The sequence below is a fragment of the Thiovibrio sp. JS02 genome (assembly GCF_053485635.1).
The window spans coordinates 155087-180723 of sequence record NZ_CM130715.1 but is presented as its reverse complement, the minus strand read 5'-3'; the positions used below and the strand labels follow the sequence as shown (position 1 = coordinate 180723).

Here is a 25637-nt window from a genome sequence, read left to right as displayed (position 1 = left end):
GTCAATGGCCGCCAAATCAAACCCGGCCCCCGGTCCTTTCTCACCCTGCCGTGCCGAGCAGGGAGGCGGCGTTGCCGGCGAGAATCTTTTCCTCCAGCGCAGGGCCAAGGTTCAGCTCCTTCAGCCTCGCAATGACCTCCGACTGTTCGGCCCAAGGCGAATCCGTCCCGAAGAGGATATAGTCTTCCGGGTGCACGAGCACCATGGCCCTGGCTTTTTCCGGAGGCAACATATGCAGGGAATAGGAAAGATCCATATGGACCGGATGGCCGAGCATCATGGCCTCCACCGCCTCCCACTCATCCCAGGCCCCGAAATGGGCGGCAACCAGCTTGAGTGGGGGAATCCTGGCAAGCACGGCCATGATCCGCCGCGGATCGGCGATTCGCTCACGCGGAAAACCGATGTCATAGCCGGTGTGCATGACCAGAATCAGGCCAAGCTCGGCAATTTTCTCATACAGGGGCAGCATCCGTTCCTCATCAAGAGCAAACCCCTGGTAATAGGGATGCATCTTGATGCCCAAAAAACCTTCGGCCCTGATCGTGGCGATCTGTTCAAGGGCGTCCGCCGCCGCAGGGTGAAAGGAGGGAAAGGGGATGATCCGCGCGGAGCGGATGGCCTTGGACCAGTCGAGGATCGAGGCAAACTGCGCCGGCCTGGTGGCAATGGAGCAGATGACGCTTTTTTCAATCCCTGCTTCATCCATCTTGGCGAGAAGCGAAACAAGCCGCCCGTCGTGGCAGGCCTTTACCCCGCCAATTTTTTCCAGGGCAGGGATGGCCTGGGCCGCAACCGGATCCGGGAAGACATGGGTATGAAAATCAATAATTTCTCTCATGATCGCTCTCTGTTCTTTTGTATGATGATTCAGGAAGAAAGCAGCGTACTTTACCATGCACGGCTCTTCTTGGTAACCCTGCTGACGGAGCGGACACCAAAAATCCATGACCTGTACAACCGCCGCAATAACCCTTGCCTTTACAGGCTGGCTGAAATCGCTGCTCAGCCCCCGGCCGCAAACAGACGGGCTGGTGCACTATGCGCTGAACCGGCGGGCTTCCTGCAAGGATATCATCGAATCCCTGGGCATACCCCATACCGAGGTGGGCTCCCTGCTCTCGTCCGGACTGGAAATCCCCTTCTCGCACCTTCCTGAAAACGGGGAGTTGCTTGAGGTTCTCCCGCACCGGCCACCGGTGGATCTGGGCCGGCCCTCCCTTTTACGGCCCGGCTCGCTGACCGAACTCCGCTTCCTTGCCGACGCCAACGTGGGCAAGCTGGCGCGGAAGCTGCGGATGTGCGGCTTTGACACCGCCTACGACCCGACCTGGCAGGATGAAGAGCTGGCGGAAATAGCCGAAAAGGAAGGACGGGTTCTGCTCAGCAAGGATCGCGGGCTTTTGAAACGGAACAAAGTCCGCTACGGTCTGCTGGTGCGGGAGGAGGCCCCCCTCAGGCAACTGGGCGAAGTGCTTCACTTTTTCGGGCGGAAAGAGGCGTTACGCCCTTACAGCCGCTGCATCCGCTGCAACGGCGACCTGGTCCCGGTCGAAAAGGAAGAGATTCTCCACCTGCTTGAACCGCTGACGAAAAAATATTACCATGCCTTCCGGCGCTGTGAAAACTGTCGGCAGATCTACTGGTCCGGTTCGCACCGCCGGGAGATGACCCGCTTTTTAGCGGCACTCGGCAAATACCAACCCCTGCCCTATTGAGAAAAGACCCGCCCCGTGACCCTGCCCATCCATGCGATCCTTCCCGAACTGCGCACGCACCTGGCCTCATCCAGGGCCGCGATCCTTTCCGCGCCACCCGGCTCGGGCAAGACCACGGTGGTGCCGGTGTCTCTGCTCGCCGAACCATGGCTGGCCGGACAAAGAATCCTGATGCTCGAACCGCGCAGGCTGGCGGCGAAACTTGCCGCCAGCTTCATGGCCAGGCAGCTCCACGAGGAGGTGGGCCAACGCGTCGGGTACCGGGTCCGCTTCGAGAGCAAGGTTTCCGCCGCAACCCGTCTGGAGGTGCTCACCGAAGGCGTGTTGACCCGCCGCCTCCAAGATGATCCCGAGCTTGCCGACGTCGGCCTGGTGATCTTTGACGAATTCCACGAACGCAGCCTGCAGGCGGATCTCGCCCTGGCCCTCTGCCTCGATGTGATGACCGGTCTGCGTGAGGATCTGAAGCTCCTCATCATGTCCGCCACCCTGGACACCGGCCCGCTGGCCGGCTTCCTCTCCGGGCTGTTCGCCGGGACGCCCGTTGTCTGCGGCAGCGGCCGGAGCCACCCGGTCGGGGTGGAGTACCTGCCCGGCAGGCTCACGCACCAGCCCTTCCCCCGCGAAATTGCCGGCGAGGTGGCGGCCGCCGTCGCGAGGGCCCTGCACGAGCACCCAGGCGACATTCTCGCCTTTCTGCCGGGAGCCTTCGAGATCCGTCTGACCGCGGAACTCCTGCAGAGCCGTCTGGCGGCAAAGGAGATCGCCATCCACCCCCTGTACGGCGACCTGAACCTGGCCGCGCAGACCGCGGCGGTGCAGCCTGACCCGGCAGGCAGGCGCCGGGTCATCCTGGCCACTCCCATTGCCGAAACCAGCGTCACCATCGAGGGGATCCATACCGTGGTGGACAGCGGTTTCAGAAGGCTGCCACAATTTGATCCGAACAGCGGCTTAAGCCGCCTTACCACCCAACGCATCTCAAAAGCCGCGGCGACCCAGCGCGCCGGCCGGGCCGGTCGCTTGGGCCCCGGCCACTGCTACCGTCTCTGGAGCCTGGGCGAGGAGCACAGCCTGCGTCCCTTTGACCCGCCTGAGATTCAGGGCGCGGATCTCTGCCAGCTGGTCCTGGCCCTGGCCCGCTGGGGCGTAACCCGCCCGGATAGCCTGCGGTGGCTCGACCCGCCCCCGGCCGGTCATTTCAGCCAGGCGCAGGAGTTGCTCAGGGAGTTGGGCGCCCTGGACAGCGAGAACCGTCTCAGCCGCCTGGGCAAAAGAATCGCCGACCTCCCTGTCCATCCCCGCCTGGGCCTGATGCTCAGCAAAGCGCTAGAGGCGGGAGCCATGGCCCTGGCCTGCGATTTGGCCGCCCTGCTTTCCGAGCGCGAGCTCAGCAAGGGAAGGGATAAATCCGCGGATATCGAGGAACGGCTCCAGATGGTTGCCGCCTTTCGCAGTCACGGCCCTGCCGCCGTCCGCAGCCTGGAGGGGGATCCGGATGCCTGCCGGCGGGTGCTCCAGACCGGCAGGCAGTTGCGCGGCCTGCTTTCCGGCAATGACCGGCCAGAGCAAGCCGGCAATTCGCCGGGGGCCCTCCTGGCTCTGGCCTTCCCGGACCGCATTGCCCAACGCCGCCCGGGCAGCCAGGGCCAATACAAACTCACCTCCGGCCGCGGCGCCCGCCTTGCCGCCCACGACCATCTTACCGCCTGCGAATACCTGGCCGTAGCCGAACTGGACGCCGGCAAAGCCGAAGGCAGAATTTTTCTTGCCGCCCCCCTTGCCCGGGAGGAGTTGCTGGCCGTCTTTTCAGAAAAAATCGTCAAGGAAGAAAAGGTCTTCTGGGATGAAGAGACGCAATCGGTAAAGGCCCTGCGCCTCACTCGCCTTGCCGCCCTGGTTCTGGAGGCCGCCCCCTTGAAAAATCCGGCTCCGGAAACGGTCCTGCCCGCCCTCCTTGCCGGCCTTCGCTCCCGAGGCCTTGCCGCCCTGCCCTGGAGCGAGAAGACAATAGAGCTGCAAGCGCGACTGGAAAGCCTGCGCCACTGGCAACCGGAAGCAGATTGGCCAGATCTGTCCGCAGAACACCTGCTCATCACCCTTGAGGAGTGGCTTGCCCCGTTTCTCGCCGGCATGACCCGGCTTGAACAGCTCAGAAAACTGGACCTGGGGACCATCCTCGTAAGCCGCCTGAACTGGCGACAACAACAGGAACTGGCGGAACTTGCGCCCACCCATTGCACCGTGCCCAGCGGTTCGCGCATCAAACTGCGCTATATGCCAGGCGATGCGCCGATCCTGGCGGTACGTCTCCAGGAGATGTTCGGTCTCACCGACACACCAATGGTCTGCCGCGGCACGGTGCCAATCACCCTGCACCTGCTCTCGCCGGCGCAGCGGCCAATCCAGATCACCCGGGATCTGCGCGGCTTCTGGCAGAGCACCTACCATGAGGTGAAAAAGGAGCTCAAAGGCCGCTACCCCAAACATTACTGGCCTGAAGACCCACTTGTGGCCGAAGCCACCGCCCGGACCAAACCCCGGAAATAATCTGGACTTCGGAAAAAAAAGAAGCTACATCTGAGGATTCCCACCATCAACGGAGCAGGAGCAGAATATGGAACTGGATGTTCCGGTCATCGGCATTTTGCGGGGCATTCCCGGCGATTTTTTCGGAGAGGTCATGCAGGTCTCCTTCCTGGCCGGGCTTTCCGCCATCGAGATCACCATGAACACAGCACAGGCCGAAGAGATCGTCCGCGAATACCGGCCCGCGGTGCCGGCCGGCAAGCTCCTTGGCATGGGCACCATCAGAAACATCGAGGAGGCGCGGCGGGCCATCGCGGCCGGCGCCATGTTCCTGGTCACCCCCAACCTCGATACCGCGGTCATCGAATATGCCAACAGCGAAAACATCCCCATCATCGCCGGCGCCCTGACGCCCACCGAGGTATACGCGGCCTGGCGCGCGGGGGCCGACATGGTCAAGGTCTTTCCCTGCGGAGCCATGGGCGGTGCCGGGTATATCCGCGATCTGCGCGGCCCCTTTGACCGGATCAGACTCGCCGCCGTAGGCGGGGTGAGCATCAACAATCTGGAGGAGTACTTCAGGGCAGGCGCGGCCGCGGTGGGCGTCTCCAGCAGCCTCTTCGGCGGCAAGGCCATCCGCGACCAGGATCTGGGCCTTGTCGGCCGGAATGTAAAAAATTTCATTGACCATTGCCGGGCCGCGCGGAATCGGGTATGATCCGCACCTTTACTCGTTATATCTCCGTCTTTTTTCCGCCTGCGTGACCGTCCGGCCTTCAGGGTGGGGGCGGCTTGCCGGAGAAAAACGTGGAAAAGCATCTCACCAAGCTGTTTTAGAGTCCGTCTTTTTTAAGGAGACTTGCGATGTACAGACCGGAAATCAAGGTTATCGACTGCACCGTCCGCGACGGTGGCCTGATGAACAAATGGCAGTTTGACGACGCCTTTGTCAGACAGGTATACCATGCCCTCTCCGACGCGGGAGTCGACTATATGGAAATCGGCTATCTCAGCTCCGAGTCGGCCTTTGACCGCAATGTGGTCGGCCCCTGGCGTTTCTGCGGGGAAAAGGATCTGCAGCGCATCCTCGGCGATTCGGAAAAGAAAATCAAGCTCTCGGCCATGGCGGATATCGGCCGCATCGAATACGACGACATCCCCCTGCGCTCCGAAGGCTCCCTGGACATGATCCGGGTCGCCTGTTATGTGCACCAGATCGACAAGGCCGTGGCCCTGGCTCACCACTGCATGGACAAAGGCTATGAAACCACCATCAACCTGATGGCCGTTTCCACCGTCGGCCCCCGCGACCTGCAGGAAGGCCTCAACGACCTGGCCAAATGCAGGGTGCCCATCATCTATCTGGTGGACAGCTTCGGCGCCTTCTATCAGGAGGACATCGAGCTCTTGAGCAAGATGTACATGGAACGGATGCCGGAAAAGACCATCGGCATCCATGCCCATAACAATCAGCAGCTGGCCTTTGCCAACACCATCTCCTCCATCATCTGCGGCATCAACTATCTGGACGCCACCCTTTACGGGATCGGCCGCGGCGCCGGCAACTGCCCCCTGGAACTGCTGCTCTCCTTCCTGAAGAATCCGAAATTCAAGGTCCGGCCTCTGATCAAGGTCATCGAGGAACAGATTCTTCCCTGGCGGGAAAAAATCGACTGGGGGTACTTCATCCCCTACATGGTCAGCGGGGTTCTCAACCAGCACCCCAGGGCGGCCATGGCCTGCATGGAGTCGGACAAGAAAAACGAGGTCACCGCCTTCTACGACCAGATGACCAGCGCCGCTGCCGGCATCTGAGTTTTCCCCGGCCTCCCGCGCCCATGGGCAACAAAAAAAGGCGGATCCCTTTTTCGGGATCCGCCTTTTTTTGTTGCCAACTCCTCCTCCTGATCTGCATATAATTGAGAAAAGACCTGAAGAGGAGAACACCATGCCCATCTTCGCCAAACCGCGCCTTGGCAAACAGCTCATCGGACTTCTCGCCCTGCTCCTGGCAACAGCCGCCTGCGGACGCCCGGCCTTCATCTTCCGGGAGGATATGGCCATCAACGATGCCCTGGAGTCGTATCAGCCCCTGCCTGGCTACACCTATTACTACAGTGGGCCCGACGACTTCCCCCTGGCCATCCTGGGCATCCGCCCGGAGTACCATCTGAAAATCGGATTCTGGAAGCCGGTGGCCCTGACAAAAGCACAATTGCAACGCTGGATGGAGATCATCGACAACCCGCACCGCAGCCTGAAAACCCGCTATCACGGCAAGGTGATCCGGACGGTGGCGGGGGAGGAAATCGGCATCTGGTACTCGCCCCAGGAATGGAGCACGGTCCGGCTGGGGGCGGATCGGGAGGTCACGATCCATACGCCGCCAAACACCCTGTACCGGAAGATCACCGGCGATGCCGGGGGCTTTCCTTGAATCGCCGACGGGAAGAGGCAATCATGGGCGTGATACAACTGACGGATGAGGATATCACCACCCTGGCCGTGGAGGCCATTGTCAACGCGGCCAACAATTCGCTGCTGGGCGGGGGAGGGGTTGACGGCGCCATCCATCGGGCCGCCGGCCCGGGTCTGCTTGAGGAATGCCGAAGACTGGGGGGCTGTCCCACGGGCGAAGCCCGCATCAGCAAGGGCTACAACCTGCCCGCCTGTTTCGTCATCCACACGGTGGGGCCGGTCTGGCATGGCGGAGCGCAAGGGGAAGCGGCACTCCTTGCCGGCTGCTATCGCAGCTGCTTTGCCCTCATCCGCGAACACCACCTGCAATCGGTGGCTTTTCCGGCGGTGAGCACGGGGGTCTATGGCTATCCCAAGGAGGAAGCCGCCCGCATCGCAATCCGGGAAACACGGCGCGCCCTCGCGGAGAACGCGGATCTTGCCAGGGTGCTCTTTGTCTGCTTCAACCCCGCCACCAGGGCGGCATACGAAAAGGCGCTCACCGAGACTTGATCAGCAGGCAGGGCCAACCACCCGCAGGGCAAGACCGGAAAATTCCACCAGATCACCGTTCACCAGCTGACGGCCACGCCTGGTCTCCACCGCGCCGTTCACCTTTGCCTCGCCGTTCTGGATGCGGAGCTTTGCTTCGCCGCCCGTTTCCACGGCGCCAGCCAGCTTGAGAAACTGGCCGAGGCGGATGACCTCGCCTTTTATCCCCACCTCCTGAATCTCCATGCAGTCTTGCTCCTTGCCCTGGGCCGGCCCTCAGAAGGGCGGGGCAATGGTCACCAGAATCCTGAGATCGGTGCGCGCCCTCACCCCGTGCGGCTCGTTGATGTCGCAGATCAACAGATCCCCTTGCTCGGCGGCGATCGCCGCATTATCCTTGCCGAGAAATTCCCCTGAGCCCTCGATGATCTGGATGGAGAGCTGGCCTTCCACCTCGTGGGAGTGGACGGGAAAAACCTGACCGGCGCTCAGATTGAAGTTCAGAATACGGAAGTAGGGGGAATCGTGCAGCAAAAATCTTTTCATTGCCTTGTCGTCAAAACTTCCGGTCTGGGCGAAATTCTTTTTTTCCATCATGGTGGATCCTCCTCCTGTTTTTTTTACCGGGAATTCACCATAACAGACGGCCCAGCGCCCTGCTTTGACCTGGGTCAAGGGACAGCGGAAAAAACGCGGGCAAAAAAAAGAACCGTCAGACAGAAAAACGACTGAAGGCTCTTCAGGAAAATCTTTTCGACAAAAGGGATTCAGGCCACCTGCGCCTTTTTCCCCTGTTTTTTAAGGACCATCTCCTTCATTCGGGTTTCCCACTCCTCCTCGGGAATGGAAGAGCCGGGCACCAGGCGCAATTCCTGCTGGGTTTTCGACTTGATCTCTCCGTTCAGCACCGCCCCGGACTCCACGGCCAGGTCCATGGTTTCCACCTTTCCCTGGATATGGCCGCTCTTCACCACATAGAGCTTCTTGACATTAACGCTCCCCTCAACCCGGCCGGAACAGACAAAGGTGTCGACCACGATATCGCCGGATATGGTGCCGGTCTCGCCCAGGATCAGATATTCCCCGCGGATATTGCCCTCTGCCTGGCCATCCAGGCGCAGCTTGCCCCTGAAGGTGACATCGCCGACCAACTGCATGTCCGCGCCGATGATGCTGGTGATCATTTCTTTCTCCGCGTCGGCCGCGGACGGCTTCCTAAAAAGACCCATGCCTTTCTCCTCGTGCGACAGGGGATGGCCTCCCCCCTTCAGGGTATGGCAAAATTCTACAGCTCGACGTCCGCGGCCTGCTTCCGCAGGTAGGCGGCAACATGGCTGCTGATCTGGATGAATTTTGTCGGGTCGATGAATCTGTCCCGATATCTGATCTCATAATGGAGATGGGCGCCGGTACTTCTGCCGGTGTTGCCCACCTGCCCGATGACCTGCCCCCGCGCAATCCTGTCGCCGCTCTTCACCTGTTTTTTATGGAGGTGAAAGTAGCGGGTCAGGAAGGTGTTGCCGTGATCTATTTCAATGTAGTTGCCATAGCCGGGTGTGTATCCATCGCTCACCACAACCCCGTCGGCAGGGGCGATGATTTTCGTGCCGCGCCGATTTCTGATATCCACCCCGCTGTGAAACGCGGGCTTGTCATTGATGGGATCAATGCGGCGGCCGAAGCGGGAGGTTATGACCCCGGGAGCCGGCGGGCCAAGGGGAACGGACTGGATGGCGGCAAGATAATGGTCCACCATGAGGGTAAGCCCCGCATAGGAATCTTCCTCCGCCCTGGTGTAAGGGCCACCGGTGCCTTCGGCGCTTTCATTCACCTCGAGCTCGACCCCCACGGTACTCAGGATGGCTTGAATGATCTGACTGCGCTGCTTGAGTTCGGCAAGGGCGACATGCAACCTGGCCTCCTGCTCCTTCTCCTGCCTGGCGGCGCTTGCCTGGAGGCTCCTGTTCAAGGAAATGGTTTTCCCAAGCTCCTCGGCCAGGGAAGCGGAACGGTGGCGCAAGAAGACATTTTCGCCGACGAAAAACCAGCCGACGACGCTGCTGAAAAGAAAAAAACAACAGATGAGAACAGTGAGTCTGAGGAAGTCTTTGGAAATTACAAAGGAGCGGGTTCCCCCCCGTTCGCCGGTCACGACAAAATGCAACTTGTTATCCATGCAGCTAGAGTCCCCTCTTTTATGATGTTCGGCTCTGAACTGTCGCTGCCGCCGGCAGCCCCTCCTCCCGGTGTTGCGCTATCTTCTCGCGAATGCGCGGAATGCAGTGCGTCGTTACTGGTAAAAATAGTAACAGGATCGGCCAGGCCGAACCATCATTTTTTTCCCCTGACAGGGGCGCGCCAACCTGAACCGTTATCCCGCCTGCATTTGTTCCCGGTTATTTTTTTTGCCCCTTGTCTCTTCTCGGAAAAAACGCTATGCATATCGCAAGAGCATCCCTATTTGCGCAAACATCCATGTTTTTTCAAACCATGACAAAGAAGCGTCCTAAAACCAATCGGCCCGGCCCGGTGAAATCTTCAGCGAAAAAAGCCAAGGCCCCTGGTATCCGCAAGCTGACGCTGGACGATGACCTGGGAACCATATTCGCAAACCCCTCCGACCAGGAAACCCGACCGGGGTTTGCCAGCGCCCTTGCCCGGCATGATTTTTCCGGCCCCCGCCTCATGGAGATCCTCTCGGAAAAAGGCGAGGCCGGCCCGCCGCCCCTTTCGCCACAGGCGAGGAGAAAAAATGCCCCTCCCCCCCAGGAAGAGCTCGACCTGCACGGTTGCACCGCCGTCGAGGCGCAGGTAAAAACGGAAAATTTTCTTGCCCGGGCGAGCGGGCTTGGCCTGCGGACTGTCCTGATTATAACCGGCAAAGGGCTGCATTCGCCGGATGGCCCGGTGCTCAAGGACGTTATTGAAACGCAGCTCAAGATATTGCAAAACGAAAACAGGCTTCTGGCCTATCACTGGGAAAAAAAAGAAAAGGAGCTCAGCGGCGGACTCATCGTCCATCTGAATTGAGCTTTTTTTAGGGAGAAACGCATGTCGCAGCAGCAGGTCTCGGTTTTCAGCCCCTACCCATTTGCCATCGGCGAGAGGCTCCACATTGCCGCGGGCCCCCGCCGGGGTGACTGGCAGGTCATTGGCATAAGCGAAGGAAAGGTGCGGCTCCGTTGTCCGGTTTCCGGCCGGGAGGTGGAATGGGACCGGTTCTGCTATCTACTCCAAAGCAACATCCAGGAGTGGCCGCAAAAAGGATGAGAGGATTCCTTTTGGGAGCCGAATCGACCCTTGATTTGCCTCGGCACGAATCCTGTCGTGCGCCATCACGGGGACGCGGCGACGTCGCGGCCGGCCGCCCAGTATGGAGGGACGCACACCACGCGATGTCGAAAATCTTACCAGGGAGTAACCATGGGCCAGCAGGAGCCGGTCACCACCATCCTCTTTGACTTCGGCGGTGTCGTCGCGGAAGAAGGGTTTACCCAGGGGCTCGCGGTCATCGCCGCAAAAAATTCGCTCCGCCCCGAGGCTTTTTTCGAAACCGCCACGGAAATCATCTACGGCTGCGGCTTTGTCACCGGCAAATGCGACGAGCACGCCTATTGGCACCTTCTCCGCCGGCAGACCGGCATTGGCGGCACCGACACGGAACTGAGCGAAGAGATCCTGAGCCGTTTCATCCTGCGCCCGGCAATGCTTGCGGCGGTGCGCAGCCTGCGGCAAAAGGGAATCAATCCTGTCGTGTTGAGCGATCAGACCGACTGGCTCGACCGGCTTGAAGAACGTCACCCCTTCAGCCATGCGTTCACCCGGATTTTCAACAGTTTTTACCTGGGCAAAACCAAGCGCGACCCAAGCGTCTTCGGCGACACCCTGGCCGCCCTGCAGGCACGGGCCGAGAACACCCTTTTTGTGGATGACAATGCCGGCCACATCGGCCGGGCCTCGGCCCTTGGTCTCCAGACCCACCTGTTCCGCGACCAGGAGGCTTTCCTGCGGGAGTTGACCCGTCGCGGCCTGCTCTGAGCCGGACTGCGTCCCGCCCTTGCCCCCATGCGCCCAAGGGGCGGGGTGGAACGACGCGTTGTCGGCACGGTGGAGGAATGCACCAGGGTCATCGCCGATCAACCCGGCGCCATGAAGATTGCCAACAACAGGACGACGCTGCCGTGATAGACCAAAAAAAACTTGCCGTCATCCATATCGTCAAGAAAGAGCTCAATCTCAGCGACGAGGAATATCGGGACAGCCTTGAAAAAATCACCGGGGTGCGCTCGGCAAAGGAGCTTGACGAGGCGTCCTTCCGGAAGCTCATGCGCTACTTTGCCCGCAGCCGTCACTACCGCGCGCACCGGGAAGGAATCACTTTCCGCCAGAAGATGTACATCAAACATCTTGCCGACGACCTCGACTGGGATGCTGGCCACCTGACGAATTTTCTTAAGAAATACTATAAATCACCAGCCGTTGACGCCCTTGGCAAAAAAGAGGCAAGCAAGGTCATCGAGTCGCTCAAGCACATCCTCGCCAACCGGGACCGCTGACCGCACCACCCGGGCGAAGCGGTTGACTTTCCCGGCAAATGCCTTATCTATTAAAAAATTCCCGTCAGCGTCTTTTCCTTATGGAAAAGACGCTGCTCCCCACGCTTTTTTTAATGGAGACACCCCTCATGCCCCCCTCACTGAAAGACGAATGGGATCTGACCATGGCCCTGCAGGTGCTGCAAAGCGAAACCGTGGACAGCAAGCTCTGGTCCGATGCGGTGAAATGGCTGCTGCTTTTCGGCCCCCCGGAAATCCGGGAGATGATCGGTCAGGCGTCAAGCATGGCAACCAGTGAATTCTTTCCCGAACTTTCGCCCATCGGCTACTCTGAGACGGGTGAGCCGCTGTATGACATCAAAAAGCTGGCCGAGTCACTGGGAATGAGTGAAGAAGAGGCCCTGGCCAAGATAACGGACCTGGAGAGGGAACTCGGCGTCCAGAGCATCTACGACGCTTCTCAGGCTCACAAGATACAGTAGCGAAGGGCAATCTGCGAAAGTGCGTTAGAAGACGATCCCGCCCCGACGGCGATCCCCGGTGAAAAAGCGATCCAGGGAAAACGCCCCCCCGCCCCGGACCACCAGGGCCAGAGCGATACCCAGCACCAGGATGTGATACTCTATCCCCTCCCCCTGCTGCCGGCCGAACCAGTTCATGAAGAAGCCGTGTTCAAGATGGTTTAATTTCATGCAGACCGCCATGCCGGTACCGATGGCGAGCGCCCACACCCTGGTAAGTAACCCCAGGGCCAGCAGCAGCGACCCGACAAGCTCGGAAAACATGAGGACATGGGTGGCCCAAGGGGGAATCCCCATGGCGGCGAAGCCGTTGACCGTCGCCATGAAGCCCGGGCCGGCAAAAGCGCCGAATACCTTCTGGGCGCCATGGGGAAAGATGACGCCTGCCAAGGCAAGCCGGATCAAAAATTGCGCAGGGCTGTTATCCGTTTTCAGCAGCGCTTTCAGCATATCTTCCTCTTTCAGTATCTCTTCCGGGCAGAGGGATCCCGGGTGCCCTCAAATCCGTTTTCCCGCCCGGATCCCTTCATATTCACGCATTTCACGGTACCATACCCCAAAGCAAAGTTGCCAGAGGAAAAGCGGGCGGCGCCCGGCCGATTGTCCCAGCAGCGCCGGGCAGTGACCGGCGAGGATCCGGGGCGGACAATGGCCTGTTTTTAGCGCAGGCACCCACCGCTCTCCCTTTTTGCGCGCTCCGGTAATTTTCCGCAATGGGCAATAGCGTTTTATTTTTTTTCAGGTAATAATAGGCGGATTCCACGGCCCCATGACCTGACCCTGAGGAGAGACCCTTGAACCTGCAACCGCGTAATTATCTTCTTGTCCTGTCCCTGCTCCTTTTCGCCGCCGGCTGCGGCAGCAAAGACCTTGATCCGAACACCGTCGCCGGCGACGGGAAAAAGTTGACCGGCGGTGAACTGGTCGAGCTTCTTTCGGACAACACCATCTCCCTGCATGAATACGGCGAGACCGCCACCATTGAAATGTACGCCAATGGCAAACTTTACGCGGTCAAGAGCAAGACGGAGAAAAACGACGGCTGGTGGTCCACCGAAGAGGACACCCTCTGCCTGAAATTCAAGCGCTGGGGCTATGGCGACAAGATCTGCTACGAGGTGTTCCGCAAGGGAGAAGAGTATCAGATGTACACCAGCAGCCGCATCCGCGCCAGTTACTTCACGGTGAGCCCAGGGGTGAAACGGCAACCCGCCGACCACAAGACAGCCCGCCCCGCCAAAGCCACGCAGACCCGCGCCACCACCCCGGAAACTCCGGATGTTGTCGAGGAAAAAACTCCTGAGGCGACCAGTTCCCCGACCATCCAGGAAACCACGACGCCAACGGCGAACCCCGAATCGAGCCGCCGCGATCTGCGCATGATTTATCGCGGCATGAGCCAGAATTGCCCGGGCTGTAATCTGCCCGGCATCGACATGGCCGGCGCCAGTCTGATGCGGGCCAACCTGGCCGGGGCAAACCTCAAAAACGCCAATTTCAGCAAGGCCAATCTCAAGTGGGCCAATCTGAAAGGGGCGAATCTCTCCGGCGCCGACCTTTCCGGGGCCAACCTGGCAGGCGCCGACCTGGCCGGAGCGGATCTGGACCGGGCCGATCTGACCGGAGCCAACCTTGAGCAGGCAAATCTCCGCGGCGCAAACATCGGCACCGCCATCGGTCTTGACGTGCAAAAAGCACTCCGCTGAGCATTGATGCGCCCCTTTTCCGTCCACCCGTCCACCTTCCCCCAGCAAAAGGGAATTCCGCGGCTTTGACGACGGGCGCGGCGGAAATGCCCCCCTGGCCAGGCGGGATTCTGACGGTCGGCCACTCCAACCGGAGCGTCGCCGGGCTGTGCTCGCTGCTGGCCGCCCGGAATGTCCAGGTGGTGGCGGATGTTCGTTCCGCACCCTACTCCGGATTCGTCCCGCAATTCAACAAGGCCAACCTTGAACAATCCCTCCGCGGCGCGGGATTTTCATACCTCTTCCTGGGAGAGCAGCTGGGCGGCAAACCGCGGCAAAGCTGCTGGCATGATGCCCAGGGCAAGGTCCGCTACGAGCTGCTGCAAACGAGCTCCCAATTCCGCGAGGGCGTCAGTCGCCTCCACGCCGGTTTAGCCATGGGATTCCGCATCGTTCTCCTCTGCGCCGAGGAAAATCCTTTCTCCTGCCACCGCCACCATCTCATTGCCAGGCATCTCGAACTGCATGAAGGGATTCCCGTCCACCATCTCCGGGCCGACGGCACCCTTGACCGCGCCCTGCGCCATCTTCACCAGGAGCATTCGCAGCTTTCTCTCTTTTGAAAAAAAAGGCCCTCGGCCGCCGGAAAATCCTGGACGGCACGGGAGCCTTTCTCTCTTCTGCCGGGAAAAAATCGGCTACTTGGCGCGACGTGGAGTCCGCAGCGCGGCAGGCCATGGCCTTGGCAGGAAGCTCAGAAAAGGATAGAACAACCAGCGCAGCCTGCCAAAACGCCCGACAACCTGATCCGTGCAGCGGCAGCAATCGCAGGCCGCTGCCGCATCCTTCTCCTCGCCGAGCCACTTATGGGGATAAAGCAGGAAAACCCGCAGGTTGGTTTTAGCGCATTCATTGCAAAGAGATTGTATCGTCCCGTTTATCTGCCATTTCTGCATTGTTCTTTCCTCAAGTTCAGTGAACCATCTCTCTCAAAAAGACTTCGCCATGACAATGGTATCGGAATCGGCTCAGATTTCTTTAATAATTTCAAAGGAATTTCTCCGTCATCTTGAAAAGGACACGCAAAAGCCGTTAGACAAAATCCGCCTGCCGATGGGATCTGTAAGGGAGGAGTTTGCCGCATCCGTACCCGGAACCGCCATGCGGCCAAAGGAGGCTCAGCTCCTGTCACGCAGGTAGGTTCTGGCGCCGATGTAGCAGCCGGAAAAGTAGCTGTCGCTGAGGGATGACTGGCAAATGGTCGTGCCGCGGCGCGGGGCATGGATAAAACGGTCATCGCCGGTGTAAATCCCCACGTGGGACACCTCGCTCCCTCCGTTGGTGGCGAAAAAAACCAGATCCCCGGGCCTGAGATCCTCCCGGCGCACCGGAATTCCCGCCCCATACTGCGACCGTGAATTGCGCGGCAGCTTGAGGCCGTTCATTTTATAGACGGTCATGGCCAGACCGCTGCAGTCAAAGCCCGTGCCCACGGACTCGCCTCCCCATTGATAGGGAATGCCCAGGAATTCCTCCGCCGTGCCGACCAGCATGTTCCGCAAGGCCTCGCCGCCCCTGTACTGACGCAGGCGGGCTGCCGCATAGTCGGCCGGGGTAACGACGTAGAAGTCGCCGATTATTCCGGCGTTGCGAAGCTTCAACGCGCTCATCCTGGCCGCCTTGCCCGTGGGATAATCGCCGAAGCGCACCTTGTAGAGCCCGTCGGCATGGCGGTAGTAATAGGAATCAAGCCCCATCGTATCGAGCTTTCCCATGAGACGCACGGCATTTTCAAGACTGGCGAAGGCCCCGACCTGGATCGAATGGCCCAGCATGGGCAATTCCTGGCCGACATCGGCAAGGGGGGCTGCCGGGGCCGCTTTCTCCCTGGACAGGGTCCCGCAGCCGAAAAGAGAAAGCAGCAGGGGGCCGAGGAGCAGCCAGCGACGGAAACCGAATCCCTGTTTCATGAAAATCGCGTTTCGCACAATCCTTTCACCTCTTCATGGCAAGACAGCGGCGTGATCGGCCAGGGCCGCGGCAAGCTCCGTCCGCACCGCGTCGGCAAGCGCCTCCGGCGCCAATACCCGGACCCCGCGCCCCCAGGACAAAATCCACCGCTTCACCTCCAAGAGATGCCGCGCCGGGAAAGCGAGCTCCACGCTGCCGTCACTGTTCCGCGCAATGGTCTGCTCCGGATGCCATTCCCGCTCCAGAACATAGGGCGCATGCTCCCGGGCAAACCGGAGGCGGACCACGGAAAGCTCCCCCTCTCCTCCGAAGATCCCGAACTGGCTGCCGACATAACGGGTATGGTCGAATCCCGTCGGCACGGTGAATGATTCGCCAGACAGGGCGATTTTTTCCACCCGGGACATGGCAAAGGTTAAAATCTTCCGGCGCAGATGGCAATAGCCGATCAGATACCACTCCCCCTGATAGCGGGCCAGGTGATAGGGATCGACCGTCCGCTCCGTGCAGTGCGCGGACCCTGGTTTGCGGTAGAAGAAGAGAAGGGACTTGTTTCTATGCAGCCCGGTCGCCACCGCCTCCCAGACTTCCGGATCCAGTCTGGTCTGGCCATCGGCGAGCACCGAGAGCTTGCTCTCCACCCAGACGGGATGGATGGAGACTTTTTCCGGCAGGGAACCCTCTATTTTTTTAAAAACATTCTGCAATTTCCGATAGACAGGGGTCCCTTCGTGCATCTGCAAGGCCTTTTCCGCGATACAAAGGGCGAAAAGATCGCTCTCGTTCAGCGAGATCGCCGGCAGTGAGTAGTTCTCCTCCGTATAAAGGTACCCGCGCCGCGCTCCGTCATAACCTATGGGCGCGTCCCGCTGGTTGCGCAGGTAATCGATGTCGCGGAGGATGCTTTTTGCGCTCACCTCGTATTCCGCGGCCATGGAGCTGCAGTTGGCCAGACGGCCGCTGCGCATCCCCTCGCGGATCTTCCGGTCGATGAAGAGAAGCCGTAAAAGCTGATTTTTGTCCTTTGCCATATTTTTTCCAAAAAAAATACTGGTGGGACATTATATGTCCTACCAGCCATGATACTCTTCACTCAAAAGAATACGCAACCCATCTTTCGCTTTCCCAAAGGGAGGACACTTATGATCTGCGAGCGCCATGGCTTTATCCAGGGATTTCTCACCGCCGTCAACCTCTATGGAGACGACCGGTTCTCCACCGCGCCTGACAACGTTTCCAGGCAGGGCATTGCCCGCAATCAGGTACCGCCGGCGGGAAACAGCAGAATGGAAACACTGAGCTATGAAAAATATCTCGACATCCCGACCTTCCGGCGGCAGGGGAAAAAAATCCGCACCTGATCTCCGCCCGCGGAGCGGCACAGGGAAATTTTCCAGCTTGCCGGCACCATCCGGTTTCCGCCGGGGCTGCCGGCAAGCACCGCCCGCCCCCATGGCCTTTCGGCGTCCCGTGCCCCCGGCGGATGGCAAGTTGCCGCATCCCCACGATTTTGTTGCCGGTTCATCAGGAGTTATCCCCGCTTCCCCTCCTGCCATCTTCCTTCCGAATCCCCCCCTTGCCCCTTTTCTTCTTCTCGCTTATATTGTTGATTATAAGAATCTTTCCCAACTGAAGAGGGACAACTTCACCATTTTCCGCCGCCATGATCAAGAAGGTACAAATCGAGGAATTGCGCCCTGGTATTTATATCGAGCGCTTTGATTGCGGCTGGATGGGGCACCCTTTTCTCTTCAACCGCAAGAAAATCAAGTCGTATCAGGAAATAGACCGCCTCAGGTCCTGGGGCATCACCCATGTCTATATTGATACCGGTCAGGGACTGGACGTCCATCGTGAACCGCAGCCAAGGACCTTTCCCCTCCCGCGCCTGCCGGAACCGGCGCCGGAACCGTTCAACCTGGAAGAGGTCGCGGCCCGAGGGTCGCTGCGGGTGGATCAGGATCTGCAACACGTGCCTATCCGCCATGAAATTGCCCGGGCCCGCAAGGTGAGGGAGCAGGCGACCCAGGCGGCAAAAAAAATTCTCGCCGATGTCCAGTCCGGCAAAAAGATCAAAACCGACGAGGCCTACGCGGCGGTGAGCAAACTGGACACCTCCGTCACCCACAACAAGGATGCCCTCCTCCTGCTCCTGCGGCTGCGGAATAAAGATGAATACACCTTTGAACACTCGGTGAGCGTGGGCATCCTGCTGCTGGCTTTCTGCCGGGCCATGGGCTTTGACGAGGAAACCACCAGGACCATCGGCTTGGGAGGGCTTCTCCACGATGTGGGCAAGATGGCGGTGCCGTTGAACATCTTAAACAAGCCGGCAGCCCTCAACGATGACGAATTCAGGAAGATCAAGGAACATGTGGTCTGCTGTCGGGAAATTCTGGCCACCACCCACAACGTCCCGGAAACCGCCGCGCGCATTGCCAGCGAGCACCACGAACGCTTTGACGGCACCGGTTATCCCCACGGACTCTGCGGCCAGGAAATCAGTCTGGGTGGGCAGATGGCGGCCATTGCCGATGTTTTTGACGCCCTCACTTCGGACCGCTGCTACCGCAGCGGCATCGATCAGGTCGAGGTGCTGCGCAAGCTCTATGGCTGGAGCAAAGGACATTTCAATGAAGCGTTGGTGCACCGTTTTATCCGCTGCATCGGCATCTACCCGGCCGGCACCCTGGTCCAGCTGGAAAGCGGGTTGATCGGCGTGGTGGTGGAATCCACCGCGAACCTTCTGCGCCCGGTGGTCCGGGTCATCTATGACACGCGGCACGATTGGGCCGTGACCCAACGGGATATCGATCTCTCCAAAGGCAACGGCAAGGGCGGCGGAGACCGCATCATCGGCTACGAATCGGCCAAGCGCTGGCGCGTCAACCCCATGAAGATCCTCGGCCTTACCTAACCCCATACGGATCTCTCCCCATGGCGGTTTACCGATTCCCCCCCATACCCCTTCCCATACCCCTGAAGTAAAATAACGGATCAGACCCGCGGCCATGGCCGCCGAATGAAACGAGAAAAGACAGAGGGGGAGGATCTCAGGATGCAAAGATGCGAACACCTTGCCGGCTGCTTTTTTCTGGACAGCCTCGTTGAAGAGGATTCCGAGCTGGCAAGCTTCTTCAGAACCCTTTACTGCCTGGCCGACTTCAGTCGCTGCGCCCGCTATGAGGCGGCGATGGATCTTGGCCGGGAGCAGGTGCCTGCTGATATCTTCCCCAACGAAAAAGAGCTGGTCAGTCTTTTTACTCCCTGCCCAGGTCGCCTGCCCCGTTGAGCGGCGAGCCCGCTTTTTGCGTTTTCTCATCATATCCGGGAGATGCCGAGGGGCGTGGGGTTGCCGGAATCGCCGCGCCGTCCCCTCAGCCATGGTGGTTGCCGTTTATCCCCGCGCCGAGTCTTATGGCGACGAAATCTTCCAGCATCCTCCGGCCATCACCGGCAAGCTCCTGAAACTCGCAGCCGAAACTGACATTGCGGAGCACAGGGTGATCAAGCACCCAGCGCACCACCAGGGAAACCGCCTTGTCGGCAAGAACATCCTCCCCCTGCCGCAGTTCGGTGAGAATGAGAACGCTTCCCACCTCCAGAGCGCTCGCGCCTTCCCGGTCGAGAGAAAAATTCAACCCGCCCAGACTCAGATCGAGGAGCTGGGCGGAAAAGGAAATCTGACCCAAATCAGGAAAGACAAAAACGCCCTGCACCTCTTCCCGGGGCGAAAAATACACGCGGGCATGCTTTCTCTTTTCGCGAAAATCCTCCGCCATCCATCCTCCTTAAACCGATCCGCTCCCGGTCCTGTTTCGTGCTTCTCTTCTTATATCTGGGCCATTTTTTTTTGGCAAGAACAACCGGAGAGGGCGGAGAGGCCTCTGTTATCAATTGACAAAGCAGGCGCCCACCGCTATTTCATACAAAACGTCCTTATCAACACAGCAGGGTCGAGGCCTCCCATGTCCATCATCATCGAACAGCTTTCTCCTCTCAAGCGGGAAGCATTGCGCATCGGCGAATGGCCGATCTGGGAATGTGCGCCAAAAACCTTTGCCTGGCACTATGACGAGGAGGAATCCTGTTACATCCTGGCGGGAGAGGTCACCGTAAACACGGCGGACCAGGAGGTCCATTTCGGCCCCGGCGATTTTGTCACCTTCCCCAAAGGACTGGACTGCCGGTGGACAGTGCACAACGCGGTCCGCAAGCATTATATGTACAGATGAAAACAGCCGCCACCTCCCCCGGCGACATCGCCCGCCACTTTGTCTTCCCCGGCCGCCTCGTTTCCTGCCGCGAGTATGGCGCAGGCAATGTGAACGACACCTATCTGGCAACAAGCGAAGAGGACGGAAAGGCTTTTCCCTTTATCCTGCAACGGCTCAACCCCGCCGTCTTCAAGGCGCCGGAAGAGATCATGCGCAATCTGCGGGTTCTCAACGACCATGTGGAGGCAAAACTCGCCAGGGCGGAAAGCCCGCCCTGGGCATTTCCCGCCATCATCCCTTGCCGCTCAGGCCTCGACTTTCACCGCGCCCCCGACGGCGGCTTCTGGCGGGCACTCTCCTTCATCCCGGACACCGAGTGCTTTGCCGTTATCCAGAACAGCGACCAGGCCAGAGAGGCGGGTCGGGCCCTGGGGATCTTTCATTCCCTGGTCCGGGATCTCCCCGCGGAACTGCTTCACGACACCCTGCCGAATTTCCACGTCACCCCCCAGTACCTGAGACGCTACACGGAGATCGACCAGGCTCCGGCCCGGCCCGACCAGTCGGCAACGGCACGGTTCTGCCGGGAATTCATTGCCGCCCGGCAGGCCCAGGTCACGGTTCTCGAAGATGCCCGCGGCCGGGGCGAACTTTTGCTCTGCCCCATCCACGGCGACCCCAAACCGGCCAATATCCTCTTTGCCAGGGATACGGGCCGGGCGGTGAGCCTGATTGATCTGGACACCACCAAACCGGGGTTACTTCATTACGACATCGGCGACTGTCTGCGCTCCTGCTGCAACCCGGCAGGAGAGGACGCGCCCTTGCGCGAGGTCCGTTTTGATCTCGCCTGCTGCGCCGCCATCCTTCAGGGCTATCTGCCGCAGGTGGCCTCCTTTTTCACGGCCTTTGACTACCGATATCTCCATGCCGCCGTCCGCCTCATCGCCTTTGAGCTGGGCCTACGTTTTTTCACCGACCACCTGGCCGGAGACGTCTACTTCAAGACCCGGCATCCCGGCCACAACCTCCACCGCGCCCAGGTGCAATTTCTGCTCTGCCAACGCATCGAGGAACAGGAGGAGGAGATCGGCCGCCTGATCGAGGAATCGGCACGCCATGCCTGAGGTCTCCCTTCTTCCCTTTTCCGTTCCGCCTCCAGGCGACATTTCCCTGCAGGCCTCCATCGAGCGCGGGAAAGAACGGATACGTCTCGCCTTCCTCCTGCGGGGCGCCCTCCACGACCTCTTCCTGCCGCAGCTCGGAAAGGTCGCGCGTCGGGACAACCTCTGGCAATCGACCTGCTTTGAGGTGTTCTGGCGCCGGGCGACGGAAAACCGGTATTGGGAGTTGAATCTTTCCCCGACCGGGGCCTGGAACGTGTATGCCTTCAGCGACTATCGCAAGGATATGCGCCAGGCCGAAGGCGTACCCCCGCCGGAAATCCGGGTGGAACACGGCATCGACCGCTTCCGCCTCGACGCCGAACTTGACCTTGGCGGCCTTTGCCTCGGGAATTCACCGCTGCGAATCGGAATCAGCGCGGTCCTAGCCCATCCGGAAGCCCTTCTTACCTACTGGGCCCTCCGTCATCCGGAAAACAAGCCCGACTTCCACTCCCCCCGAAACTTTCTCCTCAGCCTCTAAAAAAGATGCCGGCAGGTTTGGGCCTGCCGGCATCTTTCGCGGACAATCCAGGCAGTACGAAGTCAATGGACCTGCCGGCTGAAATCGATGGGCGGGCCGCCGATCAACCCATGCACCCATTCCTTGAGGGCCTGGTTCAAGGGCCGCACCGTGCCGCCGAACCGCTTGCCGTCTTCCCGGCAGGCCTGCTCAAAAAGCGCACGCGGCACCTCGACCTTGGCCATCTCTTCCGCCCCCTCCATGGTCCTTCGGATCAGGGTGGCCAGGGGCGGCTCGTCCTCCCAGTCGAAGAGGACAAAGTAGACGGATTCGTCATTGGCGCTGCTGACGAAATCATTGCCCCGGCTCCAGCCCGTGCCCCACTCAAGATACATTTCCACCGCTTTCTCCGGGGTCATGCCCCAATCGATCTTGTTGAGCAGTTCCTCATCCTTTTTCAACTCAGCGACGCTCAGCATAAAAGACCTCCCGTTAAACCGGTTAAGAATGTTCCGTCAACGCACACCGGGCGATGACCATTCTTACTTTTTTAAAAATACCCTCTTCCAGGGCACCTGAAAAAGTAATACCCAGCGGGAGTCCTGTTATCGTTGACTTAAATCAATTTCCAAAAGAAATTATCGACAAGGAGCGCGGGCTCAGTTGCCTTTTGGAGCGGCCGGCGCCACCGCCTTTGCCGCCGCCGCGAGGAGATCCTTCACGCTTATGGGCTTCACCAGCAACTCTCTGATGCCGCCTTTGCCCAGGTCGGCATCCCCGACGGGATTCTCGTCTCCGGTCACCATGATGACCGGCAGGTCGGGACGGATCCGCAGCATCTGCCGGACCAGTTCGTCCCCGGCAAGCTCGGGCATGACCTGATCGGTCACCACCAGATCGAACTGGTCCGGACGCTGCCGAAAAATCTCCAGGGCCTGTACGCTGTCTGAAAGCCCCGTCACTTCACAGCCTGCTGATTGCAGTATTTCCTGGGTAAGCATGACGTTGATCGCCGTATCATCGACAACGAGAACGCGAATGCCAAGCTCAAGAAAATCGGAATCGCCCTGTATTTCCTCCGCCACGGCCTGGGTTTTCCGGCATATCGGCAAGGTGATGCTGAAGGTCGTGCCCCGGGCCAATTCGCTTTGAACCTCGATATCTCCTTGATGACTTTTGACAATTTCCCTGACCGTGGCCAAGCCCAACCCCGTCCCCTCCCCTTCTTTTTTGGTTGTGAAGTAGGGATCAAAAATCCGGGCCAGGGCTTCCGAGGATATTCCCGCGCCGGTGTCGGTGATCCGCAGCAGGACGACTCGGGCCGGCTGGTCACCGGTTTTGTGTTTACGCGCCCCTTGCGTTTTTTCCTCAAGGCACACCGTGAGCACCCCGCCTCGTTCACGCATTGCATGGTAGGCATTGGTGCCCAGGTTCATGATGACCTGATAGATCTGGCTGGCGTTGCCCCAGACAGGCCCGCAGGCCATATCGATCCGCGCTTCTATCCGGATTGTCGCGGGCATGATGCAACGGAGAAACTTGACAACATCCTTGGCAACCTCCTGAACCGCGATCGGCTTGAATTCGGAACTTCCCTTCCTGCTGAAGGCGAGAATCTGCCGAACCAGTTCCGTTGCGGTTTCAGAGGCGCGCATGATTCCGTTTAAATTTTCGGCGACCTCGCTCTTGGCGGGAACTTCCGAGAGGGAGAGGGTGGTAAACCCTATGATCCCGCTCAAAATATTGTTGAAATCATGGGCTATTGCCCCGGCAAGGGTTCCGAGCGACTCCATTTTATTGGCCTGCCGCAGGCGCTCTTCCATCCTGACCTTTTCCGTCACATCCCGGATTACCGCCACGTAACCGATGGCCCGCCCGCCAGCATCGAAGATGGGAGAGATGGTGGCATCCTCTTCGAGGAACGCTCCGCTCTTGGCCCTGTTGATGATATGGCTCGACCAGACTTCTCCCCCCCGGATTGTCGCCCATAAGTTCCGATAGTATTCCTTGGGGTGCTTGCCGCTGGTCAGAACATTGGGGGTTTTTCCGATCACCTCTTCCCGTGAATATCCGGTGACCCGTTCAAAGGCGGGGTTCACATACTCGATGAGGCCGGCGGGATCGGTGATGATGATTTCATCCACGGTGTGCTCAATGGCGGCGGCCAGACGTTTCTTATCCTCCTCCGCCTGCTTGCGCCTGCCGATATCCGAAAAGGTGACCACGGAACCGAGCAGGCGGCTCCCCTGCCTGATCGGGTAGGCGTGGTATTCCACCGGAATGGCCTGCCCATCCTTACGCCAGAGCACCTCGTCGTCCACGCTCACCTCCTGGCCGCCATGATAGGAACAGCACATGGGGCATTCCGCTTTGGGAAAATCACTTCCATCCGCTCTGCGGTTGTGGATCAGGTCGTGAAGGGTCGCCCCCAGCCACTCATCTTCATTCTCATATCCCAGGAGCTTCAGGCAGGATTTGTTCACAAAGGTGCATTTCCCTTCCTGGTCCAAGCCGAAAATCCCCTCTGCAGTGGAGTCCAGAAGAAGCCGGACTTGCCGCTCCCTCTCGTGCAACGCCACCTCCGCCTGCTTGCGCACCGCTATCTCCCTGACCAGGGATCCCCAGATACGCTCGAAGGAGGTGTACAGCACCGTCGCGGCAACCAAAAAGAGAAGGAAGGTGACCAAAACCGCCTTCCCCAAAAAGGCCTGTTTGCGGTGCATTGCGGCGCTGATGTCCTGCAGGAACAGTATGCCGCCGATACTTTCCCCCTTGAAATCTTTAAAAATCTGATGATTGTGAACCCGGAAACTCCTTCCCTCCTGTTTCAGGGTCAGCTCATGCTCCTCTTCATAAAACCCCGGGGGCAACCGCGCCACAGAGGATGTGCGCTCCGCCACCACGACAAACCGACCCCGCCGGGTGACCTGCTGATCCAGGGGCCTGGCCGCCCGCGCCCACTGATCCGCAAGAAAATAGCTGCTGACCTTTTCGCCCAGATTCTCTTCGATGGCCGCGATCATCTCCTGCGCCCGGATTCCGAGTTCCACGGCCCCCACATACCTTTCCTGGGCGAAAACCGGGTACACAACCCGGAAAAGAAGCCCTTCCTCGCAGAACTCAAAACCGGACAGGGCGGCCCGCCCTTGGTGTACCGCCGCAACCAGCGGCCGAACCCCGCCTGGGAAATTTCCTGGGAAATAGGGCCGGTGCATCCGCAGGAACACATCGCCGTTGGGAAGATGAAACTGCATCACATGAAAATAGGGGTTTTCCCGCTGCAGGGAGTCATACTTGTTCCTGGTCGCGGCATAAAGCCGCGCCCGGTCGCCTTCGGCAAAGGCCTCAACAATTGCAGGGGCGGCGAGAAGCAGATTTTTGATCCTGTCTCTATATTTCGCATAGGAATAGCGCTGCAGCGTCTGCGCGGTCGCATGCAGTTCCCGCGCATCACTTTCGATCATCAGATTGAAGATGCGGCTCTCCAGCTGCTGCACATGGTAGAGGAAGAGTCCGGCAAGAATCAGCAAGACAACGCTTAAGAGAATAATGGCCTGTTTTTTCGCGCTCATACGATAACATTCCGATCTGCCCGCCACCGCACAGGGCGGACATGGACAACCCACCCCCCCGGCTTTCTTCCGGACACACGAGGGCGGAGATTGACATTGCTTGAAAAGGAAAACGGCGCCACGGCCGGGTACGGCCCGCCCGCCGCAAAGCGCCGGGAAGCCGACACGGCTTCGCAGATATACTGGAGGTTAAGAATTTCCTTCAACTCAAAAAAACACAGCAAAAACATATACCGGAAATATACACATTCCCAATATCTCAGAGGAGACGAAGCAGCCGCCACACGGCAATT

General features: G+C 59.5%; 31 protein-coding genes. 19 read left to right on the top strand and 12 right to left on the bottom strand.

Annotated features, from left to right (window positions below; all coding sequences use genetic code 11):
* Positions 1–40: 40 nt before the first annotated feature.
* Positions 41–841: an amidohydrolase family protein gene (locus ACUUL3_RS00905; RefSeq protein ID WP_448553704.1), complete on the bottom strand. Its 801-nt coding sequence runs from the start codon at positions 839–841 to the stop codon at positions 41–43.
* A 106-nt stretch (positions 842–947) separates the two neighbouring features.
* Between ACUUL3_RS00905 and ACUUL3_RS00900 the strand changes: the two genes are divergently transcribed.
* From ACUUL3_RS00900 to ACUUL3_RS00875, 6 genes are all read left to right on the top strand, one after another.
* Positions 948–1718 carry a Mut7-C RNAse domain-containing protein gene (locus tag ACUUL3_RS00900; RefSeq protein ID WP_448553702.1) on the top strand — a complete coding sequence of 257 codons (771 nt, stop codon included), beginning with the start codon at positions 948–950 and terminating at the stop codon, positions 1716–1718.
* Positions 1719–1733: 15 nt separating this feature from the next.
* Positions 1734–4268: an ATP-dependent helicase HrpB gene (gene hrpB / locus ACUUL3_RS00895; protein ID WP_448553700.1), complete on the top strand. Its 2535-nt coding sequence runs from the start codon at positions 1734–1736 to the stop codon at positions 4266–4268.
* A 67-nt stretch (positions 4269–4335) separates the two neighbouring features.
* Entirely contained in the window at positions 4336–4965 is a 630-nt protein-coding gene (locus ACUUL3_RS00890; protein ID WP_448553698.1) for a bifunctional 4-hydroxy-2-oxoglutarate aldolase/2-dehydro-3-deoxy-phosphogluconate aldolase, read from the top strand.
* Between the two features lie 146 nt (positions 4966–5111).
* Complete coding sequence (locus tag ACUUL3_RS00885) at positions 5112–6062, top strand: aldolase catalytic domain-containing protein (protein ID WP_448553696.1); 951 nt, start codon at positions 5112–5114, stop codon at positions 6060–6062.
* 133 nt (positions 6063–6195) lie between these two features.
* Positions 6196–6684, top strand: coding sequence for a hypothetical protein (locus ACUUL3_RS00880; protein ID WP_448553694.1), 489 nt, complete (start codon positions 6196–6198; stop codon positions 6682–6684).
* Positions 6685–6707: 23 nt separating this feature from the next.
* Complete coding sequence (locus ACUUL3_RS00875; protein ID WP_448553692.1) at positions 6708–7217, top strand: O-acetyl-ADP-ribose deacetylase; 510 nt, start codon at positions 6708–6710, stop codon at positions 7215–7217.
* Here ACUUL3_RS00875 and ACUUL3_RS00870 read toward each other — a convergent pair whose 3' ends face one another.
* From ACUUL3_RS00870 to ACUUL3_RS00855, 4 genes are all read right to left on the bottom strand, one after another.
* Positions 7218–7442 (bottom strand): RNA-binding S4 domain-containing protein, encoded by a 225-nt coding sequence (locus ACUUL3_RS00870; RefSeq protein WP_448553690.1) that lies wholly within the window; start codon positions 7440–7442, stop codon positions 7218–7220.
* A gap of 30 nt (positions 7443–7472) precedes the next feature.
* A complete protein-coding gene (locus ACUUL3_RS00865) occupies positions 7473–7790 on the bottom strand; it encodes a cupin domain-containing protein (protein ID WP_448556403.1) in 318 nt (105 codons plus the stop codon).
* A 173-nt stretch (positions 7791–7963) separates the two neighbouring features.
* Positions 7964–8425: a bactofilin family protein gene (locus tag ACUUL3_RS00860; RefSeq protein WP_448553688.1), complete on the bottom strand. Its 462-nt coding sequence runs from the start codon at positions 8423–8425 to the stop codon at positions 7964–7966.
* Between the two features lie 56 nt (positions 8426–8481).
* Positions 8482–9372, bottom strand: coding sequence for a M23 family metallopeptidase (locus ACUUL3_RS00855; RefSeq protein WP_448553686.1), 891 nt, complete (start codon positions 9370–9372; stop codon positions 8482–8484).
* A 314-nt stretch (positions 9373–9686) separates the two neighbouring features.
* Here ACUUL3_RS00855 and ACUUL3_RS00850 point away from each other — a divergent pair, with 314 nt between their 5' ends.
* The 5 genes from ACUUL3_RS00850 (at position 9687) to ACUUL3_RS00830 (ending at position 12234) form a co-directional block, all read left to right on the top strand.
* A complete protein-coding gene (locus ACUUL3_RS00850) occupies positions 9687–10226 on the top strand; it encodes a Smr/MutS family protein (protein ID WP_448553684.1) in 540 nt (179 codons plus the stop codon).
* A 21-nt stretch (positions 10227–10247) separates the two neighbouring features.
* The gene (locus tag ACUUL3_RS00845) at positions 10248–10466 is read left to right on the top strand and encodes a hypothetical protein (RefSeq protein WP_448553682.1); all 219 of its coding nucleotides are present in this window, start codon (positions 10248–10250) and stop codon (positions 10464–10466) included.
* 153 nt (positions 10467–10619) lie between these two features.
* Positions 10620–11234: an HAD family hydrolase gene (locus ACUUL3_RS00840; protein WP_448553681.1), complete on the top strand. Its 615-nt coding sequence runs from the start codon at positions 10620–10622 to the stop codon at positions 11232–11234.
* A gap of 143 nt (positions 11235–11377) precedes the next feature.
* Positions 11378–11752, top strand: a complete 375-nt coding sequence (locus tag ACUUL3_RS00835; protein WP_448553679.1) for a phage protein GemA/Gp16 family protein — start codon at positions 11378–11380, stop codon at positions 11750–11752.
* A gap of 128 nt (positions 11753–11880) precedes the next feature.
* Positions 11881–12234, top strand: a complete 354-nt coding sequence (locus tag ACUUL3_RS00830; RefSeq protein ID WP_448553677.1) for a hypothetical protein — start codon at positions 11881–11883, stop codon at positions 12232–12234.
* Between the two features lie 24 nt (positions 12235–12258).
* On the opposite strand, the gene ACUUL3_RS00825 is transcribed toward ACUUL3_RS00830, so the two are convergent.
* Positions 12259–12723, bottom strand: a complete 465-nt coding sequence (locus ACUUL3_RS00825) for a DoxX family protein (protein ID WP_448553675.1) — start codon at positions 12721–12723, stop codon at positions 12259–12261.
* A gap of 344 nt (positions 12724–13067) precedes the next feature.
* Between ACUUL3_RS00825 and ACUUL3_RS00820 the strand changes: the two genes are divergently transcribed.
* Complete coding sequence (locus ACUUL3_RS00820; protein ID WP_448553673.1) at positions 13068–13979, top strand: pentapeptide repeat-containing protein; 912 nt, start codon at positions 13068–13070, stop codon at positions 13977–13979.
* An 86-nt stretch (positions 13980–14065) separates the two neighbouring features.
* Positions 14066–14581 (top strand): DUF488 domain-containing protein, encoded by a 516-nt coding sequence (locus ACUUL3_RS00815; RefSeq protein WP_448553672.1) that lies wholly within the window; start codon positions 14066–14068, stop codon positions 14579–14581.
* 75 nt (positions 14582–14656) lie between these two features.
* On the opposite strand, the gene ACUUL3_RS00810 is transcribed toward ACUUL3_RS00815, so the two are convergent.
* The 3 genes from ACUUL3_RS00810 to ACUUL3_RS00800 form a co-directional block, all read right to left on the bottom strand.
* Positions 14657–14914, bottom strand: a complete 258-nt coding sequence (locus ACUUL3_RS00810) for a hypothetical protein (RefSeq protein ID WP_448553670.1) — start codon at positions 14912–14914, stop codon at positions 14657–14659.
* A 222-nt stretch (positions 14915–15136) separates the two neighbouring features.
* Positions 15137–15946, bottom strand: a complete 810-nt coding sequence (locus tag ACUUL3_RS00805; protein WP_448553668.1) for an NlpC/P60 family protein — start codon at positions 15944–15946, stop codon at positions 15137–15139.
* A gap of 15 nt (positions 15947–15961) precedes the next feature.
* The gene (locus tag ACUUL3_RS00800) at positions 15962–16960 is read right to left on the bottom strand and encodes a helix-turn-helix transcriptional regulator (RefSeq protein ID WP_448553666.1); all 999 of its coding nucleotides are present in this window, start codon (positions 16958–16960) and stop codon (positions 15962–15964) included.
* A gap of 111 nt (positions 16961–17071) precedes the next feature.
* Here ACUUL3_RS00800 and ACUUL3_RS00795 point away from each other — a divergent pair, with 111 nt between their 5' ends.
* The 3 genes from ACUUL3_RS00795 (at position 17072) to ACUUL3_RS00785 (ending at position 19221) form a co-directional block, all read left to right on the top strand.
* On the top strand, positions 17072–17290 hold the full coding sequence (locus tag ACUUL3_RS00795; RefSeq protein WP_448553664.1) for a hypothetical protein: 219 nt from the start codon (positions 17072–17074) through the stop codon (positions 17288–17290).
* Between the two features lie 302 nt (positions 17291–17592).
* Entirely contained in the window at positions 17593–18846 is a 1254-nt protein-coding gene (locus ACUUL3_RS00790) for an HD-GYP domain-containing protein (RefSeq protein ID WP_448553662.1), read from the top strand.
* A gap of 141 nt (positions 18847–18987) precedes the next feature.
* Positions 18988–19221, top strand: a complete 234-nt coding sequence (locus ACUUL3_RS00785) for a hypothetical protein (protein ID WP_448553660.1) — start codon at positions 18988–18990, stop codon at positions 19219–19221.
* A gap of 85 nt (positions 19222–19306) precedes the next feature.
* Here the strand turns inward: ACUUL3_RS00785 and ACUUL3_RS00780 are convergent, their stop codons facing one another.
* Positions 19307–19711, bottom strand: a complete 405-nt coding sequence (locus tag ACUUL3_RS00780) for a PilZ domain-containing protein (RefSeq protein ID WP_448553658.1) — start codon at positions 19709–19711, stop codon at positions 19307–19309.
* A gap of 186 nt (positions 19712–19897) precedes the next feature.
* Between ACUUL3_RS00780 and ACUUL3_RS00775 the strand changes: the two genes are divergently transcribed.
* From ACUUL3_RS00775 to ACUUL3_RS00765, 3 genes are read left to right on the top strand one after another with little or no spacing between them, the layout of a single operon-like run.
* Positions 19898–20164: a cupin domain-containing protein gene (locus ACUUL3_RS00775; RefSeq protein ID WP_448553656.1), complete on the top strand. Its 267-nt coding sequence runs from the start codon at positions 19898–19900 to the stop codon at positions 20162–20164.
* Positions 20161–21273, top strand: a complete 1113-nt coding sequence (locus ACUUL3_RS00770) for a phosphotransferase enzyme family protein (RefSeq protein ID WP_448553654.1) — start codon at positions 20161–20163, stop codon at positions 21271–21273. The genes ACUUL3_RS00775 and ACUUL3_RS00770 overlap by 4 nt, the downstream gene beginning before the upstream one ends.
* Positions 21266–21793, top strand: a complete 528-nt coding sequence (locus ACUUL3_RS00765) for a DOMON-like domain-containing protein (protein WP_448553653.1) — start codon at positions 21266–21268, stop codon at positions 21791–21793. The genes ACUUL3_RS00770 and ACUUL3_RS00765 overlap by 8 nt, the downstream gene beginning before the upstream one ends.
* Before the next feature lie 62 nt (positions 21794–21855).
* On the opposite strand, the gene ACUUL3_RS00760 is transcribed toward ACUUL3_RS00765, so the two are convergent.
* Positions 21856–22251 carry a DVU0772 family protein gene (locus ACUUL3_RS00760; protein ID WP_448553651.1) on the bottom strand — a complete coding sequence of 132 codons (396 nt, stop codon included), beginning with the start codon at positions 22249–22251 and terminating at the stop codon, positions 21856–21858.
* A gap of 180 nt (positions 22252–22431) precedes the next feature.
* The gene (locus tag ACUUL3_RS00755) at positions 22432–25344 is read right to left on the bottom strand and encodes a PAS domain S-box protein (protein WP_448553649.1); all 2913 of its coding nucleotides are present in this window, start codon (positions 25342–25344) and stop codon (positions 22432–22434) included.
* Positions 25345–25637: the final 293 nt, after the last annotated feature.

What these genes read in the sequence shown, in the direction of transcription:
- ACUUL3_RS00905 (WP_448553704.1), bottom strand. Translation starts at nt 841, where the DNA reads ATGAGAGAAATTATTGATTTTCATACCCATGTCTTCCCGGATCCGGTT.
- ACUUL3_RS00900 (WP_448553702.1), top strand. Translation starts at nt 948, where the DNA reads ATGACCTGTACAACCGCCGCAATAACCCTTGCCTTTACAGGCTGGCTG.
- ACUUL3_RS00890 (WP_448553698.1), top strand. Translation starts at nt 4,336, where the DNA reads ATGGAACTGGATGTTCCGGTCATCGGCATTTTGCGGGGCATTCCCGGC.
- ACUUL3_RS00885 (WP_448553696.1), top strand. Translation starts at nt 5,112, where the DNA reads ATGTACAGACCGGAAATCAAGGTTATCGACTGCACCGTCCGCGACGGT.
- ACUUL3_RS00880 (WP_448553694.1), top strand. Translation starts at nt 6,196, where the DNA reads ATGCCCATCTTCGCCAAACCGCGCCTTGGCAAACAGCTCATCGGACTT.
- ACUUL3_RS00875 (WP_448553692.1), top strand. Translation starts at nt 6,708, where the DNA reads ATGGGCGTGATACAACTGACGGATGAGGATATCACCACCCTGGCCGTG.
- ACUUL3_RS00870 (WP_448553690.1), bottom strand. Translation starts at nt 7,442, where the DNA reads ATGGAGATTCAGGAGGTGGGGATAAAAGGCGAGGTCATCCGCCTCGGC.
- ACUUL3_RS00865 (WP_448556403.1), bottom strand. Translation starts at nt 7,790, where the DNA reads ATGGAAAAAAAGAATTTCGCCCAGACCGGAAGTTTTGACGACAAGGCA.
- ACUUL3_RS00860 (WP_448553688.1), bottom strand. Translation starts at nt 8,425, where the DNA reads ATGGGTCTTTTTAGGAAGCCGTCCGCGGCCGACGCGGAGAAAGAAATG.
- ACUUL3_RS00855 (WP_448553686.1), bottom strand. Translation starts at nt 9,372, where the DNA reads ATGGATAACAAGTTGCATTTTGTCGTGACCGGCGAACGGGGGGGAACC.
- ACUUL3_RS00850 (WP_448553684.1), top strand. Translation starts at nt 9,687, where the DNA reads ATGACAAAGAAGCGTCCTAAAACCAATCGGCCCGGCCCGGTGAAATCT.
- ACUUL3_RS00845 (WP_448553682.1), top strand. Translation starts at nt 10,248, where the DNA reads ATGTCGCAGCAGCAGGTCTCGGTTTTCAGCCCCTACCCATTTGCCATC.
- ACUUL3_RS00840 (WP_448553681.1), top strand. Translation starts at nt 10,620, where the DNA reads ATGGGCCAGCAGGAGCCGGTCACCACCATCCTCTTTGACTTCGGCGGT.
- ACUUL3_RS00830 (WP_448553677.1), top strand. Translation starts at nt 11,881, where the DNA reads ATGCCCCCCTCACTGAAAGACGAATGGGATCTGACCATGGCCCTGCAG.
- ACUUL3_RS00825 (WP_448553675.1), bottom strand. Translation starts at nt 12,723, where the DNA reads ATGCTGAAAGCGCTGCTGAAAACGGATAACAGCCCTGCGCAATTTTTG.
- ACUUL3_RS00815 (WP_448553672.1), top strand. Translation starts at nt 14,066, where the DNA reads ATGCCCCCCTGGCCAGGCGGGATTCTGACGGTCGGCCACTCCAACCGG.
- ACUUL3_RS00810 (WP_448553670.1), bottom strand. Translation starts at nt 14,914, where the DNA reads ATGCAGAAATGGCAGATAAACGGGACGATACAATCTCTTTGCAATGAA.
- ACUUL3_RS00800 (WP_448553666.1), bottom strand. Translation starts at nt 16,960, where the DNA reads ATGGCAAAGGACAAAAATCAGCTTTTACGGCTTCTCTTCATCGACCGG.
- ACUUL3_RS00795 (WP_448553664.1), top strand. Translation starts at nt 17,072, where the DNA reads ATGATCTGCGAGCGCCATGGCTTTATCCAGGGATTTCTCACCGCCGTC.
- ACUUL3_RS00790 (WP_448553662.1), top strand. Translation starts at nt 17,593, where the DNA reads ATGATCAAGAAGGTACAAATCGAGGAATTGCGCCCTGGTATTTATATC.
- ACUUL3_RS00785 (WP_448553660.1), top strand. Translation starts at nt 18,988, where the DNA reads ATGCAAAGATGCGAACACCTTGCCGGCTGCTTTTTTCTGGACAGCCTC.
- ACUUL3_RS00780 (WP_448553658.1), bottom strand. Translation starts at nt 19,711, where the DNA reads ATGGCGGAGGATTTTCGCGAAAAGAGAAAGCATGCCCGCGTGTATTTT.
- ACUUL3_RS00775 (WP_448553656.1), top strand. Translation starts at nt 19,898, where the DNA reads ATGTCCATCATCATCGAACAGCTTTCTCCTCTCAAGCGGGAAGCATTG.
- ACUUL3_RS00770 (WP_448553654.1), top strand. Translation starts at nt 20,161, where the DNA reads ATGAAAACAGCCGCCACCTCCCCCGGCGACATCGCCCGCCACTTTGTC.
- ACUUL3_RS00765 (WP_448553653.1), top strand. Translation starts at nt 21,266, where the DNA reads ATGCCTGAGGTCTCCCTTCTTCCCTTTTCCGTTCCGCCTCCAGGCGAC.
- ACUUL3_RS00760 (WP_448553651.1), bottom strand. Translation starts at nt 22,251, where the DNA reads ATGCTGAGCGTCGCTGAGTTGAAAAAGGATGAGGAACTGCTCAACAAG.
- ACUUL3_RS00755 (WP_448553649.1), bottom strand. Translation starts at nt 25,344, where the DNA reads ATGAGCGCGAAAAAACAGGCCATTATTCTCTTAAGCGTTGTCTTGCTG.